Genomic DNA, 14,172 nt, shown 5'->3' with positions numbered 1-14,172 from the left:
CATGGCCACACAGCGGCCCAGTTTCCCCGTTCGCCTGACACCTACTGCTTCAGCCGCCACGCGTGGGCGCATGCCCGCCGTGCCGGCCAAGCCCTTGGTGCACTCCACGCCCTCGATGGCGTCCGATGCCGTGCGCGCGCGCATGGTGCAGAGGCTTGCGGCACAAGGTATTTCCGATCCGCGCGTTCTGCGCGCGATGGGCGCCGTGGAGCGGCATCGTTTCGTCGACAGCGCACTGGTCAACCAGGCCTACGAGGACACGAGCCTGCCGATCGGGTTGGGGCAGACCATATCGAAGCCCAACGTTGTGGCCCGCATGATCGAGCTGCTGATGGGCGCACCCGCACTGGCAGGAAAGCCGCAGGACAAGCTGGGCCGCGTGCTCGAGATCGGCACTGGTTGCGGTTACCAGGCGGCCGTGCTGAATCATGTGGCGACAGAGGTCTACAGCATCGAGCGCCTGCGTGGCCTGCACGAGCGAGCACGAGCCAACCTGCGGCACTTTCGGCTGGCCACGGTGCACCTGATGCTGGGCGACGGGATGATCGGCTATGCCAAGGGCGCGCCCTATGCCGGCATCATTGCTGCGGCAGGCGGCGAGGCGGTGCCCGAGGCCTGGATTGCGCAGCTCGCGGTGGGCGGCCGCATCGTGGCGCCAACCCAATCAGCGAGTGGTGGTCAAGCCCTTGTCGTCATCGACAAGACCTCGCGGGGACTGGAGCGGCTCATTCTTGAGGCGGTTCACTTTGTCCCCCTAAAATCAGGTATCGCTTGAAGGAATAACAAATGCAGGGTTTTGGCAATCGGAGTTGGTTCGCTGGCGTCACGTTGGCCTTTGTGCTCGTGATCGCGGGCTGTTCCACACCGCGTGGGCCGGCACCGGTCGAAGACCGCGGCACCATGACGCGCGCGCCAGGCGCAACAGTGCCCGGCGGCCCGCCCATCACCACAGATGCCAACGGCAAGCCACTCGCCGGCATCGAAAACTATGGCAAGCCTGGCTACTACGCCGTGCGCCCGGGCGACACGATCCGCCGCATCGGCAATGAAACCGGCCAGCGTTGGCAGGACATCGTTCGCTGGAACAACATCGATAACCCGGACCTGATCGAAGTCGGCCAGGTGCTGCGCGTGATTCCGCCAGTTGGCTCGGGAACGGCTGTTGCGGCCGCGCCTGCGACACCGCCTGCCACCTCTTCCGAAGGTGCGGTCACGAAGCCTGTGACGCCGCAGCCTGCGGTGGTGCCTACGACGCCTGCCAGCGGTGCGAGCAAACCGCCAACCCCGGTTACGGCTTCACCGGCCAGTCCTGGCAGTGGCAACTCGGGTGATGAAGACCTCGGCTGGATCTGGCCCGCCAGCGGTTCGCTGATCGCAGGTTTCGACGAAGCCAAGAACAAGGGCTACGACATCAGCGGCAAGGCAGGCGACCCTGTGCTGGCCGCTGCCGATGGTCGCGTGGTCTATGCGGGTGCGGGTCTGCGTGGCTACGGCAACCTGATCATCCTGAAGCACAACAACACCTACCTCACGGCGTATGCGCACAACCAGACGCTGCTCGTGAAGGAAGACCAGTCGGTTCAGAAGGGCCAGAAAATCGCCGAGATGGGCAACAGCGATGCTGATCGCGTGAAGCTGCATTTCGAGATCCGCCGTCAAGGCAAGCCCGTCGATCCCTCGCGCTACCTGCCCGGCCGGTGATGCCATGGCTGCCTCCCGCCCCCGCCGCACGCTGTTGCCTGTGCGCGGGTCGGCGGGCAGGGGCAGCAGCCCGTCTTCCAGCAACGGTCAGCGCGAGTTCACCAGCGAGAGCGCTGGTCCGCCGGAAGACGGCGTAGATCCGTCGTCGACAGACCCCGCGCTGCCCAATGGCGTCGCGAGCGAACTGATTGGCGGGGAGGGCGCTGATGCGCTGACCATCTACCTGCGCCAGGTTCGTCGCACCGAGCTCTTCACGCCCGCGCAGGAATACCAGACCGCATGCGCCGCGCGGGCCGGCGACTTCGCGGCACGGCAATCGATGATCGAGCACAACCTGCGGCTCGTGGTCAACATCGCCAAGAGCTACCTGGGTCGGGGCGTGCCGCTGTCCGACCTCATCGAGGAGGGCAATCTTGGCCTGATGCATGCCATCACCAAGTTCGAGCCCGAACGCGGCTTTCGCTTTTCCACGTATGCGACCTGGTGGATCCGCCAGTCCGTCGAGCGCGCCGTCATGACGCAGGCGCGTGCGATCCGGTTGCCGGTGCACGTGGTGCGCGAGCTGCAGCAGGTTCTGAGGGCTCGCCGCACGCTCGAAGGCGACGCCGAATTCCTTGCGCATCGGCCCGACGGTGTGCGCGTGGAAGACATTGCCGCGCTGCTGGGCCGCGAGGTGCAGGCGGTGGCTGACCTGCTGGCCCTGTCCGAAGCCCCGCGTTCGCTGGATGCGGGCGATTCCCGCGGAGACGAGGGCTTCACGCTGGCCGATACCGTGGCTTCTGAAGATGAGCAGAGTAGTCCGACTGGCGTGGCGCACACGCACGAGGTGGAACGCCTGCTCGACCAATGGGTGCACGCCCTCGATGCACGCGAACGCGAGGTGCTGGAAGGGCGCTATGGCCTGCACGACCGCGAGCCCGAAACACTGGAGGTGCTGAGCGTGCGCCTTGGCCTCACGCGTGAGCGTGTGCGGCAGATCCAGAACGAGGCGCTCGCCAAGATGCGCCGCCAATTGGCCCGTTCGGGTGTGGGGCGCGACGCGCTGTTCTAGAGGCCCCGTCCACGCTGAGACAATCGGGGGATGACGGAATCCATCGAAGAAAAGAAAGTCCCCACGAATCCCGGCGAAGAATGGCTGCAGGTCGAGTCTCTCGACCTCGATGCGCAGGGCGTGGCGCACAAGGCCGACGGCATGGTCGTGTTCATCGAAGGCGCATTGCCTTTCGAGGAAGTGCAGTTCAATGTCCATCGCCGCAAGAACAACTGGGAGCAGGGCACGGTCACAACCATCCGCCGCGAATCGTCGCAGCGGGTGCGCCCGGGCTGCCCGCATTTCGGCCTGCACACGGGCGCTTGCGGCGGCTGCAAGATGCAGCACCTGGACGCGGCCGCCCAGGTGGCCGTGAAGCAGCGCGCACTGGAAGACAACCTGTGGCACCTCGGCAAGGTCAAGCCCGAAAACCTGCTGCGGCCGCTCGAAGGGCCGGCCTGGCACTACCGCTACCGCGCGCGCCTCTCGGTGCGCCACGTGGTCAAGAAGGGCACGGTGCTGATCGGTTTTCACGAGCGCAAGAGCCGCTACCTGGCCGACATGCAGGTGTGCCCGGTGCTGCCGAAGCAGGTCAGCGAGATGCTGATGCCGCTGCGCGCGTTGATCGGTTCGATGGACGCGCGCGAGACATGCCCGCAGATCGAGCTGGCCTGCGGCGACGCACCTGATTCCACGCGGCTCGGCACGATCGCCCTGGTGCTGCGTCACCTCGAGCCGCTCTCGCGTGCGGACATCGATCGGTTGAAGGCCTTTGCCGCGAATAACGAAGGCGTTCAGTGGTGGCTGCAGGCCAAGGGGCCGGAAACCGTGAAGTTGCTGGAAGAGGGCGGCACGCCGCTGGCCTATCGGCTGCCTGAATTTGGCGTCACGATGCCGTTCAAGCCCACCGATTTCACGCAGGTCAATCCGCACATCAATCGGGCGCTGGTGGGCAAGGCGCTGCGCCTGCTCGATGTGCAACAGCACGAGCGCGTGATCGACTGGTTCTGCGGCCTCGGCAACTTCACCCTGCCGCTGGCGAGCAAGGCGCGCGAGGTGCTGGGCATCGAGGGCAGCGACACGCTGGTGGCGCGCGCCACCGACAACTTCAAGCGAAATCAGCCCGCAACGCCGGCCCGCCGTGCGTTGTCACCTGCAACCTTCGTGGCGCGCAATCTGTTCGACATGACGCCGGAGATGCTGGTGGCCGATGGCAGCGCTGACAAGTGGCTGGTCGATCCACCGCGCGAAGGCGCATTCGCGTTGGCCAAGGCCATGGCCGATCTCCACCAGCAGCCCGAGTTGCGCACCGACGGCTGGACGCCGCCCAAGCGCATCGTGTACGTGAGCTGCAATCCGTCGACGCTCGCGCGTGACGCCGGCTTGCTGGTGCATCAGGCGGGCTACCGCTGCACCTTCGCGGTGGTGGTCAACATGTTCCCGCACACCGCGCACGTCGAGTCGATCGCGGTCTTCGAACTGGAATGAAAAAGGGCCCCTCGGGGCCCTTTGTTCTGGCGAGCGCGACTCGCTCGCTCTTTCATTCGTTCAGTCGCGCTCGCCGCCGAAGATGCCCAGCAGCGCCAGCAGGCTCTGGAACACGTTGAACAGGTCGAGGTACAGCGCGAGCGTGGCACTGATGTAGTTGGTTTCGCCGCCGTCCATGATCTGCTTCAGGTCATAGAGCATGTAGGCCGAGAAGATGCCGATGGCAGCCACCGAGATGACCAGCATGCCCGTGGTCGAACCAACGAACACGTTGATGATGGCGCCGAACATCAGCACCAGTGCACCGACGAACAGGAACTTGCCCATGCCCGACAGGTCGCGCTTGATGACCGTGGCCAGCGAGGCCATCACGAGGAACACGCCGGCGGTGCCGCCGAAGGCCGTCATGATGAGTTCCGAGCCATTCTTGAAGCCGAGCACCATCGCGATCAGGCGCGACAGCATCAGGCCCATGAAGAAGGTGAAGGCCAGCAGCACCGGCACGCCGGCTGCGGAGTTCTTGGTCTTCTCGATAGCGAACATGAAGCCGAAGGCGCCTCCGAGGAAGACGATGAGGCCCAGGCCACCGGTGAGCGAGCGGGTGATACCGGTGCTCACGCCGACCCAGGCGCCCAGCACGGTGGGCAGCATGCTCAGTGCAAGCAGCCAGTAGGTGTTGCGCAGCACGCGCTGGCGTTCAGCCTGCGCCAGCGGCTGGCCGTAGCCTGTTGAAGTATCTAGGGTGGTAACGCGGTCGTTCATGGCCGGAGCTCCTGTGATTGCTGCAATGACGCAGTTGGGCGCATTCTAGGGGGCTGCAAGAGGGGGTGTCGCAAAGACCGTATGCGGGGTGTTCTCAAGCCCTGAAGACACCCCTGGCAGCATGGCCGTTATGCTGTCGGGTTTTCACGCAAACTGAGCTCATCATGAAGACCAAATCTTTCCTCGAACTCGCCGACGTCAAGGCCATTGCCGCAGCGGCTGAAGCCGAGGCCCTGAAGAACAACTGGGCGGTGACCATCGCGATCTCGGACGACGCCGGCAACCTGCTCTGGCTGCAGCGTCTGGACGGCGCCGCGGCGCTGTCTTCGCACATTGCTCCTGCCAAGGCACACACGGCAGCCATGGGCCGGCGCGAAAGCAAGGTCTATGAAGACATCATCAACGGCGGCCGCACGGCGTTCCTGACGGCGCCCGAAGTGCAGGGCCTGCTCGAAGGCGGCGTGCCGATCGTCAAGGATGGCCATGTGATCGGCGCGGTCGGCGTGAGCGGTGTGAAGTCGAATGAAGATGCGCAGATTGCCAAGGCTGGTATTGCTGCTCTCGGCCTCTGAGTTTTCTTCCGCAAAAAGCAAAACGCCGACTTCGAGGTCGGCGTTTTCTTTTGGGCTGCTTCAGCGTGAAAAAAAGCTTGGCTAGTCGGCGAACCGTTGGCTAGCAAAAAACGACCCTTCGGAGATGAATCTCCTTGAGTCGCCCCACGATGAAACTTGCGCGAAGGGCGGGCTGGATGACTTATTTGGTCAGGATCAGCTTGCCGAGTTTGGTGGCTTGAAGCCGATAGAGAGAACCGTTGTGCATGATGCCCACGGTCTTGCTTCCTTTCAGAAGTTCCGTGCTTTCAACCATCGGCACCGGACGCGCTGCCTGGATGGACGCATGGCCGCCACCCGACTGGTCGAGCGAAGGATGGTTCAGGACAGAAAAGGCATTCGGTGTGGCTGGCATCTGGAGTTCCCTTATCGAAGCGATGAGTGAATGATAATGATTCGCAATAAAAAGTCAATCGTCGCGATCAACTTTTTTTAGCTTGCGATTTCAGATCACTTCGCTTCAGGCTCCGTGATGAAGCCGATCTTGCGCACGCCGGCTTCACGGGCTTCCGACATCGCCTTGGCCACGCGCTCGTAGCGCACGGCCTTGTCGCCGCGGATGTGCAACTCGGGCTGCGGTTCCTTGGCGGCTTCGGCGGCGAGGCGGTTGGGCAGTTCGCTGTCGTCGATCTTCTGCTCGTTCCAGTAATAGGAGCCGTCGGCCGTGACGCTGAACAGGATGTTCTGCGGTTTGGGCTGCTCTGGCTCGCTGGAAGCGCGCGGCAGGTCGATGTTGACCGCGTGCTTCATCACTGGCACCGTGATGATGAAGATGATGAGGAGCACCAGCATGACGTCGACCAGCGGCGTCATGTTGATCTCGTTCATCACCTCATCGGGTTCGTCTTGCGTTCCGAAGGCCATGATGCTCAGCCCTTCTTGAGCGGGACCACGACGGCATCGCCGCTGCCGATCTGGACGCGGGCGCCGGTCACGAAGTAGGCGTGCAGGTCGTGGGCGAAGGCATTGAGCTTGGTCAGCACGAACTTGTTGCCGCGCACCAGTGCGTTGTAGCCCAGCACTGCGGGAATGGCCACGGCCAGGCCGAGCGCCGTCATGATCAGCGCCTCACCGATCGGGCCGGCCACCTTGTCGATGGTCGCCTGGCCGGCCGAGCTGATGCTCATGAGCGCGTGATAAATGCCCCAGACAGTGCCGAACAGGCCGATGAACGGCGCGGTGGAGCCGACCGAAGCCAGGATCGCGAGGCCGGTCTGCAGGCGGGCGGTGAAGGCGTCAATGCCGTTGCGCAGCGCGCGCGTGATCCAGTCGCTCACGTCGAGCGCATCGTGCAGGTGAGCCTTGGTGTTGCGGTGGTGAGCAGCCGCCTCGCGACCTTCGAGAGCCAGCGCGCGGAACGGGTTGCTGTCGTCCTTGCCCAGTTTGTTCAGTGCGGTGGCGAAGTCTTCGCTGTGCCAGAAGTCCTGCGAATGCTTGGCGAGGCGCTTGTAGCGGACGACATCGAGTGCCTTGACGATGATCACGATCCACGACGCGAGCGACATGCCGACCAGCAGCACCGCCACGGCCTTGGTGACGAAATCGCCCTGATTCCAGACGTTCATCAAGCCAAATTGGGAATCCATACGAAGTTGCTCCAGAGAAAAATTAGTTCAGGACGTAATTGACGGGGGCGTCATAGGACATGGCCTGTACCACGCCGTTGACCTTGCCGGGCACGAACCGGCATTTCATGATGTATTCCACGGCCGCCTCGTCGAGGCGATCGAAGCCGCTGGATTTCTTGACCTCGGCACTCTTGGGCAGGCCGTCGACACCGACGAGCACCCGCACGATCACCTTGCCCTGTTCGCCGAGCCGTTTGCTCATGGCGGGATAGGTGGCTTTCGGATTCTGAAGATAGTCGGCGTTGCTCGATGGCAGCTGCACTGCCGGCGGAGCCGGGGGCGCAGGTGGCGGTGCGGGCGGCGCCGGCGGAGCGGGAGGTGCCGGCGGCGTTGCCGGTGGTGGTGGCTCTGTTACGCCGACGGGCGCCATGGGCGCCGGTGTGGGCTTCGGCTCGCGGATGGCCTGGGGCCGCGGCGGGGGCGGCGCCTTGGTCACCTTGGGTTGGGGCGGTGGTGGGGGCGGCGGAGGTGGGTCAGCCTTCGGCTTCGGTGGCTCGACGAATTGGCTCAGTATTTCGACGGGAATCACCACTTCGGCGGCGCGGCGCAGGAGCCCGCTTTGAAGCGCCCAGAGCGCGGCCGCGTGAAACAGGATGACACCGCCGGCAATGACGACATTGCGCGAAAGGCCGAGGACGGAAGGGGGGGGAGCAAAGCGGTCAGACACGATCAACCATTCGAATGCGGGCACCGCGAAAGGTGCCCCGATTGCAGCAAAACCGCTACGAAGACGCCACGCGCGCTACTTGCGAAAGATCCACCAGACCGAACCTGCGACCAGAATCAGGCTGCCGCCGAGTGCCGAGACGAGTTCCATGCCTTGCTTTCCTTGATGGAGTTGGCAAGCTGGATCGCTCTCGGACCCGAATCGCAATTCAGCGCGGCGACCGGATGCGAAGCGCTGCACTGCGCGACGATATCGCGCGCACAACCTTCACATTGACCACACTGGGTGGCCACGCCAAGTTCGAATTGCACTTCGTCAAAAGTCATGCCGGCCCGCACATGGCGTGCGATTTCTCGGTCGGAGACTCGGCGGCAGACGCAAACGATCATGGCTGTGAAAGCGGCAGTTGGCTGGCTGTTGGATGTGGTTGATTATAAATAAGAATCCATCGCATTTGCAATAACTATGTGTTACTGATTCATGCAACATCTTGTACCCCCGGAATCAGACCTCCGACCAGAGCCGCAGCAGGTTGTGATAGTGCCCGGTCAGCGCCACCGTTTCCTCGCATTCGCCGAGGCGCGCGCGCAGTTTCTGGATGTTCTGGTCGAGCTCGAACAGCATGCTGCGCTGCTGGTCGTTGCGCACCATGCTCTGCAGCCAGAAAAATGAGCAGATCCGCGCTCCCTGGGTCACCGGTTGGACGCGATGCAGGCTGCTGGCAGGGTAAAGAATGAGGTCGCCGGCCGGCAGCTTCACTTCATGTGAGCCGTAGGTGTCGATCACCTCCAGTTCGCCGCCGTCGTAGTCTTCGGGATCGCACAGGAAGAGGGTGCACGACAGGTCGGTGCGCAGCTGCTGGCCGCTGCCGGGCAGGGCACGCACCGCGCCGTCGACATGAACGCCGTAGTGCTCGCCCCCCTCGTAGCGGTTGAACAGCGGCGGCACGAAGCGCGACGGAAGCGCGGCCGAAAAAAACAACGCGTGCCGGGCCAGCGCAGCCAGCACGATGTTGCCCAACTCCCGGCCGACGGCCGACTGTTCCGGCAATTGGCGGTTGCGCTTGACCTGCGCGCCTTGTGCGCCGACCGTCTCGCGCCCATCGGTCCATTGCGTAGCGTCGAGCGCGGCGCGCATTTCGCGCACCTGGTCAGGGCTCAGCACTTCGGGCACATGCAGCATCATTTTCAGGAACTCCGCAATGAGAAAAGCCCCGGCGCGGGCCGGGGCTCGAGTGTCGCACCGCACCGGGTGAGCCCGGTGCGCGCAAGGACCGTCAGAACGCGAAGTTCGCGGTGATCTTGGCCGAGCGAGGCGTGCCCGGCGTGTAGCGGTAGCCGCTCTTGTTGATGGCTGCCACGTAGTCCTTGTCGAACAGGTTGTACAGGTTCAGCTGGATGTCGATGTTCTTGTTGATGCGATAAGACGCCATCGCATCGAACACCCAGTACGAATCGACATACGCTGGCGTTCCCACCGCGCCGTCGGTGCCGCGCTGCAACTTGCCGTTGTAGCGGGCGCCGCCACCGACGGTCAGGCCGAACGGGAACTGGTAGGTGGTCCAGAGCGTGAAGGCCTTCTTCGGCGTGTAGGCGAGGGCGGTCGAGCCATCGGCCAGCACCGAGGGGCCGCTCGCCACGCGGGTGTTCATGGTGGTGAAGCCCGAGCTCACGCCCCAGTTGTCGGTCAGCGCACCCGACACGCCCAGCTCGACGCCCTGCACGCGCTTCTTGCCGGTCTGGAAGTACTGCTGCGAGACCGTGTCCTGCACGACTTCGTTGCTCACGTCGGTGCGGTACAGCGCCGCCGTCAGGGCCACGCGCTTGTTCATCACGTCCCACTTGGTGCCGACCTCGTAGGTTTTGGCCTTCTGCGGCAGGAAGTCGGTGCGCCCGGCGCTGTTGCCGGTGCCGCTGGCGGCCAGCTGGAAGTTGGCGCCGCCCGGCGGCTGTGCGGCGGTGCCGTAGGCCGCGTAGATGCTGCTGTTCTCGGTCGGCTTATAGACCAAGCCGATCTTGCCGGAGAGCAGGTTGTCCGACAGCTTCAGGTTGGTCGGCGTGATCGTCGAGGTCTGCGGGCCGTTGCCGGTGCGTGCCAGCGTCAGCGCGGTGGCGTTGTACGTGGTCGAGTAATGGTCGTAGCGCAGGCCGGCTGTCAGCTGCCATTGCTCGTTGAACTTGAGCGTGTCGAAGGCGTAGAGGCCGATGGTGTCGGTGCTGCCGTCCGAGCCGGTGCCGTTGGCGATGCGGTTGTAGCCGCTCACGTACGGGTTCGGGTTGTACAGGTTGGCGGCCGGCCACGAACCGGCCGCCGCCAGCGTGGTGCCCACGCTGGGGTAGCCCGCGGCGTAGTAGTTGTTGGCGCGCTGCGTCTCGCGGATGAATTCGAGGCCACCGTTGAACGAGTGGCTGATGCTGCCCGTGTTGAACTTGGCCGACACGCTCGTCTGGTTGGTGAAGATCGTGTTTTCCTGGTCCTTGTTGGTGGGCAGGTTGCGCGTGACGGTCCAACTGGCGGGAATCGTGGGGATCACCGTGTTGAGGAAGCCCGCGTTCGCGGCCGGCAGTTGGCCGACACCGGTTGCCGACGCCGTCAGGCCGCCGCCCATGAACGACGTCAGCATGTAGTCCTGCGAAGTCTTGCCGTAGCGCGTGGTGTTGCGGATGGTGATGTCGGGCGTCAGGTCGTGCTCGATGCGCGCGGTGAACATGTCGGCCGTCACGTTGTCGAAGTCCGAGCTGGTGCCGTAGAAGTTGCTCGAATCCACGCGCGCGGCGGCGTTCAGGTAGGTGCGGCGCGCCAGGCCGCGCGTGATCGCGGTGGCGTCGGGCGTGCTGTAGCCCGGCAGGCCGATGGTGGGCACCCCACCATCGGGAATGTTGTTCTGCTTGACGTGCAGGTAGTCGAGGAAGATGCGTGTCGGACTGTTCAGGCCAAGGGCCAGCGACGGGGCGATCGCCGTACGCTTGTTCTTGACGAAATCGCGTCCGGCCACGCCGCCGTCTTCGGTTACTGCATTCAGGCGAAACGCCGCGCCGATGCCGTTGGCGCTACTGAGCGACTTGTTCCAGTCGACGCTGCCGCGCTTGAAGTCGGCGCTGCCGAAGCTCATCGAGCCCAGGAAGCTGTCTTCGAGCTTGGGCTTCTTGGTGACGAGGTTGATGTAGCCGGTGGGCGAGGTGCGGCCCACGTCGGTGCCCGACGGGCCCTTCACGACCTCGATCTGTTCGATGTTGAACACGTCGCGTGACACCGAGCCCAGGTCGCGGATGCCGTCGACGAAGATCGCGCTCGAGCTGTCGAAGCCGCGCATGAAGACGGCGTCGCCCGTGTTGGTGTTGCCGTTTTCCCCGAGGAAGAAGGTACCCACGCCGGGCGTGTTGCGCAGCGCCTCGGTCAGCGTGGTCGCGCCCTGGTCGCGAATGATCTGTTCCTTGATGACCTGGATGGTCTGGGGCGTGTTCACCAGAGGAGCCGTGAACTTGGGGTTCGACGAGTTGTCGGTCTTGTAGTCGGCGGCAGTGGAGTCCTGCACGCGGACTTCGGGCAGCGCACCACCCGACTGGGCGAGAGCGGCTGGGGCCGCAATGGCCATCAGCGTGGCGGCGGCAGCGCCTGAAAGGTGTGGAACGGCGCGCGCAACGGTGTGCTTGCGGCTCTTGATGTAGGCCATGAAGTTCTTCTCCGAAAAGGGCGGGCGGCAGGACTCGACTGGCGATGTCCTGGCGGCCTGCGTTTTCTGAAGAAGCGAGGGCGGACTGGCTGGGTGAGTCGATTTACAAAGCGTTTGTAAATCGCTGCGAATGATATTGTTTCTCAATACGGAAGTGCGCGGCCAACTTCGTATTAATTAAAAAGTTCTGCTGATTTGTTGCTGTCACGCAACTGGCCCGAAGCGCAGAGCGTCAGTAGACGTCGCGGCGATAACGTCCACTGGCCGTCAGTTCGCTCACCATCGTTTCGCCTGCAACCTGCCGTAGCGCGGCGTCCACGCCCGACGCCATGCCCTGCAAGCTTCCGCAGACATAAATTGCCGCGCCGTCGTCCAGCCACCGCAGCAAGGTGTCGGCCGACTGCAGCAGCCGGTGCTGGACATAGAAGCGCTCCGCCTGATCGCGCGAGAACACCATGTCGAGCCGCTGCAGCACGCCGTTGGCCTGCCAGGTTTCGATTTCTTCGCGATACAGGAAGTCGTGAGCGGCCTGGCGCTCGCCGAAAACCAGCCAGTTGTCGTGTCTGCCCGCGGCGGCACGGGTCCGCAGGTGCGCGCGCAGACCGGCCAGGCCAGTGCCATTGCCGATGAGGATCAGCGGCCGTGCTTCGTTGCCATCCAGGCGGAACCCTCGATGAGGCCGCAGTCGCAAGGCCACCGTGTCGCCGATGCTGAGTGTGGACGTGAGCAGCCCCGACGCCGCGCCAAGCGTCCCATCGGGATGCTGCTCCTGCCGGACGAGCAATTGCAGTTCGCCGTCGGCGTGTACGGACGCGATCGAATAGTCGCGCGGGCGTGCCGGATCGCTCGCCACCGCCACCTGCACCAGGTCGCCTGAAACCCAATGCGGCAATGTGCCAGCCTGCGGCACCAGTCCGAGGTGGAAAACTGGCGCGCCCGCGCTGCCTTGATTGAGTCGCTCGCGCGCAATGAGCCGCCACTGCGTGAAGCTGGTAGTCGTCGCGCTGTCGTCGGCCGCCGGCGCATCGCCCCATTGCGCCTGCCATGCGGCTAGCGCGGCGGGGTTGCTGTTGTCGACCTCGATGCGATCGAACTCGCGCTTGGCGCCCGTCGCAAGCAGCCATTCGTCGAGTGCGCGGCCGAAGCCGCAGAAGTTGGCGTACTGGCGGTCGCCCAACGCCAGCACGGCGTAACGCAGCGACGGCAACTTGGGTGGCGAATTCATCACGCGCTCGGCGAACACGCTGGCGCTATCGGGCGCGTCGCCTTCGCCGTAGGTGCTGGCGATGAAGAGCGCACGCCGCGCGGCGGCCAGCGTCGGGGCATCGAGCGTGTTCAGCTCCATCACGCGTGCCGGCATGCCTGCGGCACTCAGCTGCCGCGCGGTCTGCCAGGCGATGGCTTCGGCCTGTCCGGTCTGGCTGGCGAACAGCACGAGGACTGGTGGCTCGTTGCCGCTCCCCGAGAGCGCTACGGCGTCGCGCGCAGCAGAGGCCTGCCGCCTGCGCTCGCGCACGTAGATCGACGCGCAAAGCGCCGCGTACGCCACCACGGTGGAACCCGCACCCAATGCGCGCCAGCCGAAGTCGTTCATGCCCCGGCCGGTGCGGGCCAGGCGCGCGTGGCCTTTGCCGCAGGCGATGCGTCGCCATGGCTCACGAACAGCGCGGCAACGTCATGCCGCTGCGCAAAGTCGAATCCTTCGTCCGGGCCCAGCACCGTCAGCACGGTGGCCAGTGCGTCGGCCTGCATGCACTCCGCGTGCAGCACGGTGACGCTGGCCAGTGCATGCGCGACCGGTTCGCCCGTGCGCGGATCGATGGTGTGCGACCAGCGGCGCCCCTTGTCCGAGCGCTGGTGCCATCGGTCGCCCGACGTGGCGATGGCCATGTCGGCAAGCGCAACGCGCCGCGCCTTGGTCGGGTCGCCGTCGACGAGCACCTGCCAAGGCTGCCCACCGGGACGTTGCCCGATGCCTCGCAGTTCTCCGCCGACTTCAAAGAGGAAGTCGACAAAGCCAAGTGCGCGCAGCGCCTCGACGCCATGGTCGACCGCGAAGCCCTTGGCAATGCCCGAAAGATCGAGCGCGAAGCCGCCCGGTTGCAGCAGCGAGCCATCGGCTGCATCGAAGGCCAGCCGCGACCAGCCGACGCACGCACGCGCATCGGCCAAGGCCGTCGCAGCAGGCAGTCCGTTTTCTTTCGCTCCGGGGCCAAAGCCCCAACAAGCGACGAGTGGACCGACGGTCGGATCGATCGCGCCACCGCTGGCCGTTGCCCATCGCGCAGCACAGCGCATCACCTCAGCGAACTCCGTGGGTAACACGTGCCGCGACCCGGCCGGCGCCCGGTTGAAGCGGCTGATGTCCGAGTCCGGCTCCCAATGGCTCATCTGCGCGATCACGCGGCCGAGCGCCGACTCGACGGCCGCGCGCACCTGCCCCAGCGGCAGCATCCGCGGATTGTCGAAGCGCAGCGACCAGGTTGTGCCCATGGTCTGCCCGCCCAACTGCTGCAGGGTCGCGGGATCGGCGGGGCGCGGTACGGCTGCGTTGGCGTAGCCGCCAGCGCGCCAGGTGCTGAACGAAAGGCCCAAGGTGGTTGGCTGCCGTG

Annotated in this window: 15 protein-coding genes; 5 read left to right on the top strand and 10 right to left on the bottom strand. The window is 64.8% G+C overall.

Annotated features, from left to right (window positions below; genetic code table 11):
• Window position 1 precedes the first annotated feature (1 nt).
• From ACSFCA_RS14165 to rlmD, 4 genes are read left to right on the top strand one after another with little or no spacing between them, the layout of a single operon-like run.
• On the top strand, window positions 2-775 hold the full coding sequence (locus ACSFCA_RS14165) for a protein-L-isoaspartate(D-aspartate) O-methyltransferase (protein WP_093177060.1): 774 nt from the start codon (window positions 2-4) through the stop codon (window positions 773-775).
• A gap of 11 nt (window positions 776-786) precedes the next feature.
• Window positions 787-1,701, top strand: coding sequence for a peptidoglycan DD-metalloendopeptidase family protein (locus ACSFCA_RS14160; RefSeq protein WP_435459920.1), 915 nt, complete (start codon window positions 787-789; stop codon window positions 1,699-1,701).
• 4 nt (window positions 1,702-1,705) lie between these two features.
• The gene (locus ACSFCA_RS14155; protein WP_435459919.1) at window positions 1,706-2,752 is read left to right on the top strand and encodes a sigma-70 family RNA polymerase sigma factor; all 1,047 of its coding nucleotides are present in this window, start codon (window positions 1,706-1,708) and stop codon (window positions 2,750-2,752) included.
• 30 nt (window positions 2,753-2,782) lie between these two features.
• Complete coding sequence (gene rlmD, locus ACSFCA_RS14150; protein WP_435459918.1) at window positions 2,783-4,219, top strand: 23S rRNA (uracil(1939)-C(5))-methyltransferase RlmD; 1,437 nt, start codon at window positions 2,783-2,785, stop codon at window positions 4,217-4,219.
• A gap of 60 nt (window positions 4,220-4,279) precedes the next feature.
• Here rlmD and ACSFCA_RS14145 read toward each other — a convergent pair whose 3' ends face one another.
• Window positions 4,280-4,981, bottom strand: coding sequence for a Bax inhibitor-1/YccA family protein (locus tag ACSFCA_RS14145; protein WP_093077694.1), 702 nt, complete (start codon window positions 4,979-4,981; stop codon window positions 4,280-4,282).
• Window positions 4,982-5,145: 164 nt separating this feature from the next.
• Here ACSFCA_RS14145 and ACSFCA_RS14140 point away from each other — a divergent pair, with 164 nt between their 5' ends.
• Window positions 5,146-5,553, top strand: coding sequence for a GlcG/HbpS family heme-binding protein (locus ACSFCA_RS14140; protein ID WP_019655898.1), 408 nt, complete (start codon window positions 5,146-5,148; stop codon window positions 5,551-5,553).
• 181 nt (window positions 5,554-5,734) lie between these two features.
• Here ACSFCA_RS14140 and hemP read toward each other — a convergent pair whose 3' ends face one another.
• From hemP to ACSFCA_RS14095, 9 genes are all read right to left on the bottom strand, one after another.
• A complete protein-coding gene (gene hemP / locus ACSFCA_RS14135; RefSeq protein WP_258353946.1) occupies window positions 5,735-5,947 on the bottom strand; it encodes a hemin uptake protein HemP in 213 nt (70 codons plus the stop codon).
• Between the two features lie 95 nt (window positions 5,948-6,042).
• Window positions 6,043-6,456, bottom strand: a complete 414-nt coding sequence (locus ACSFCA_RS14130) for an ExbD/TolR family protein (RefSeq protein WP_007830740.1) — start codon at window positions 6,454-6,456, stop codon at window positions 6,043-6,045.
• 5 nt (window positions 6,457-6,461) lie between these two features.
• Window positions 6,462-7,178, bottom strand: a complete 717-nt coding sequence (locus ACSFCA_RS14125; RefSeq protein ID WP_435459917.1) for a MotA/TolQ/ExbB proton channel family protein — start codon at window positions 7,176-7,178, stop codon at window positions 6,462-6,464.
• Between the two features lie 22 nt (window positions 7,179-7,200).
• On the bottom strand, window positions 7,201-7,890 hold the full coding sequence (locus ACSFCA_RS14120; protein ID WP_426393189.1) for an energy transducer TonB: 690 nt from the start codon (window positions 7,888-7,890) through the stop codon (window positions 7,201-7,203).
• A 113-nt stretch (window positions 7,891-8,003) separates the two neighbouring features.
• Window positions 8,004-8,276, bottom strand: coding sequence for a (2Fe-2S)-binding protein (locus ACSFCA_RS14115; RefSeq protein ID WP_093051142.1), 273 nt, complete (start codon window positions 8,274-8,276; stop codon window positions 8,004-8,006).
• A gap of 115 nt (window positions 8,277-8,391) precedes the next feature.
• The gene (locus ACSFCA_RS14110) at window positions 8,392-9,072 is read right to left on the bottom strand and encodes a Fe2+-dependent dioxygenase (RefSeq protein ID WP_435459916.1); all 681 of its coding nucleotides are present in this window, start codon (window positions 9,070-9,072) and stop codon (window positions 8,392-8,394) included.
• A gap of 91 nt (window positions 9,073-9,163) precedes the next feature.
• On the bottom strand, window positions 9,164-11,560 hold the full coding sequence (locus tag ACSFCA_RS14105; RefSeq protein ID WP_435459915.1) for a catecholate siderophore receptor Fiu: 2,397 nt from the start codon (window positions 11,558-11,560) through the stop codon (window positions 9,164-9,166).
• Window positions 11,561-11,792: 232 nt separating this feature from the next.
• Complete coding sequence (locus ACSFCA_RS14100) at window positions 11,793-13,154, bottom strand: sulfite reductase subunit alpha (protein ID WP_435459914.1); 1,362 nt, start codon at window positions 13,152-13,154, stop codon at window positions 11,793-11,795.
• Window positions 13,151-14,155 carry an FAD:protein FMN transferase gene (locus ACSFCA_RS14095; protein WP_435459913.1) on the bottom strand — a complete coding sequence of 335 codons (1,005 nt, stop codon included), beginning with the start codon at window positions 14,153-14,155 and terminating at the stop codon, window positions 13,151-13,153. Before ACSFCA_RS14095 ends, ACSFCA_RS14100 begins: the two co-directional genes overlap by 4 nt.
• Window positions 14,156-14,172: the final 17 nt, after the last annotated feature.

It is taken from the genome of Variovorax multivorans (assembly GCF_051216835.1).
GTDB lineage: Bacteria > Pseudomonadota > Gammaproteobacteria > Burkholderiales > Burkholderiaceae_C > Variovorax.
The sequence above is the reverse complement of the archived record's forward strand: the minus strand, read 5'-3'. Positions and strand labels throughout refer to the sequence as shown.

Excerpts from the sequence above, each read along its gene's own strand:
- ACSFCA_RS14165 (WP_093177060.1), top strand. The coding sequence starts at position 2 with ATGGCCACACAGCGGCCCAGTTTCCCCGTTCGCCTGACACCTACTGCT.
- ACSFCA_RS14160 (WP_435459920.1), top strand. The coding sequence starts at position 787 with ATGCAGGGTTTTGGCAATCGGAGTTGGTTCGCTGGCGTCACGTTGGCC.
- ACSFCA_RS14155 (WP_435459919.1), top strand. The coding sequence starts at position 1,706 with ATGGCTGCCTCCCGCCCCCGCCGCACGCTGTTGCCTGTGCGCGGGTCG.
- rlmD (WP_435459918.1), top strand. The coding sequence starts at position 2,783 with ATGACGGAATCCATCGAAGAAAAGAAAGTCCCCACGAATCCCGGCGAA.
- ACSFCA_RS14145 (WP_093077694.1), bottom strand. The coding sequence starts at position 4,981 with ATGAACGACCGCGTTACCACCCTAGATACTTCAACAGGCTACGGCCAG.
- ACSFCA_RS14140 (WP_019655898.1), top strand. The coding sequence starts at position 5,146 with ATGAAGACCAAATCTTTCCTCGAACTCGCCGACGTCAAGGCCATTGCC.
- hemP (WP_258353946.1), bottom strand. The coding sequence starts at position 5,947 with ATGCCAGCCACACCGAATGCCTTTTCTGTCCTGAACCATCCTTCGCTC.
- ACSFCA_RS14130 (WP_007830740.1), bottom strand. The coding sequence starts at position 6,456 with ATGGCCTTCGGAACGCAAGACGAACCCGATGAGGTGATGAACGAGATC.
- ACSFCA_RS14125 (WP_435459917.1), bottom strand. The coding sequence starts at position 7,178 with ATGGATTCCCAATTTGGCTTGATGAACGTCTGGAATCAGGGCGATTTC.
- ACSFCA_RS14115 (WP_093051142.1), bottom strand. The coding sequence starts at position 8,276 with ATGATCGTTTGCGTCTGCCGCCGAGTCTCCGACCGAGAAATCGCACGC.
- ACSFCA_RS14110 (WP_435459916.1), bottom strand. The coding sequence starts at position 9,072 with ATGATGCTGCATGTGCCCGAAGTGCTGAGCCCTGACCAGGTGCGCGAA.
- ACSFCA_RS14105 (WP_435459915.1), bottom strand. The coding sequence starts at position 11,560 with ATGGCCTACATCAAGAGCCGCAAGCACACCGTTGCGCGCGCCGTTCCA.
- ACSFCA_RS14100 (WP_435459914.1), bottom strand. The coding sequence starts at position 13,154 with ATGAACGACTTCGGCTGGCGCGCATTGGGTGCGGGTTCCACCGTGGTG.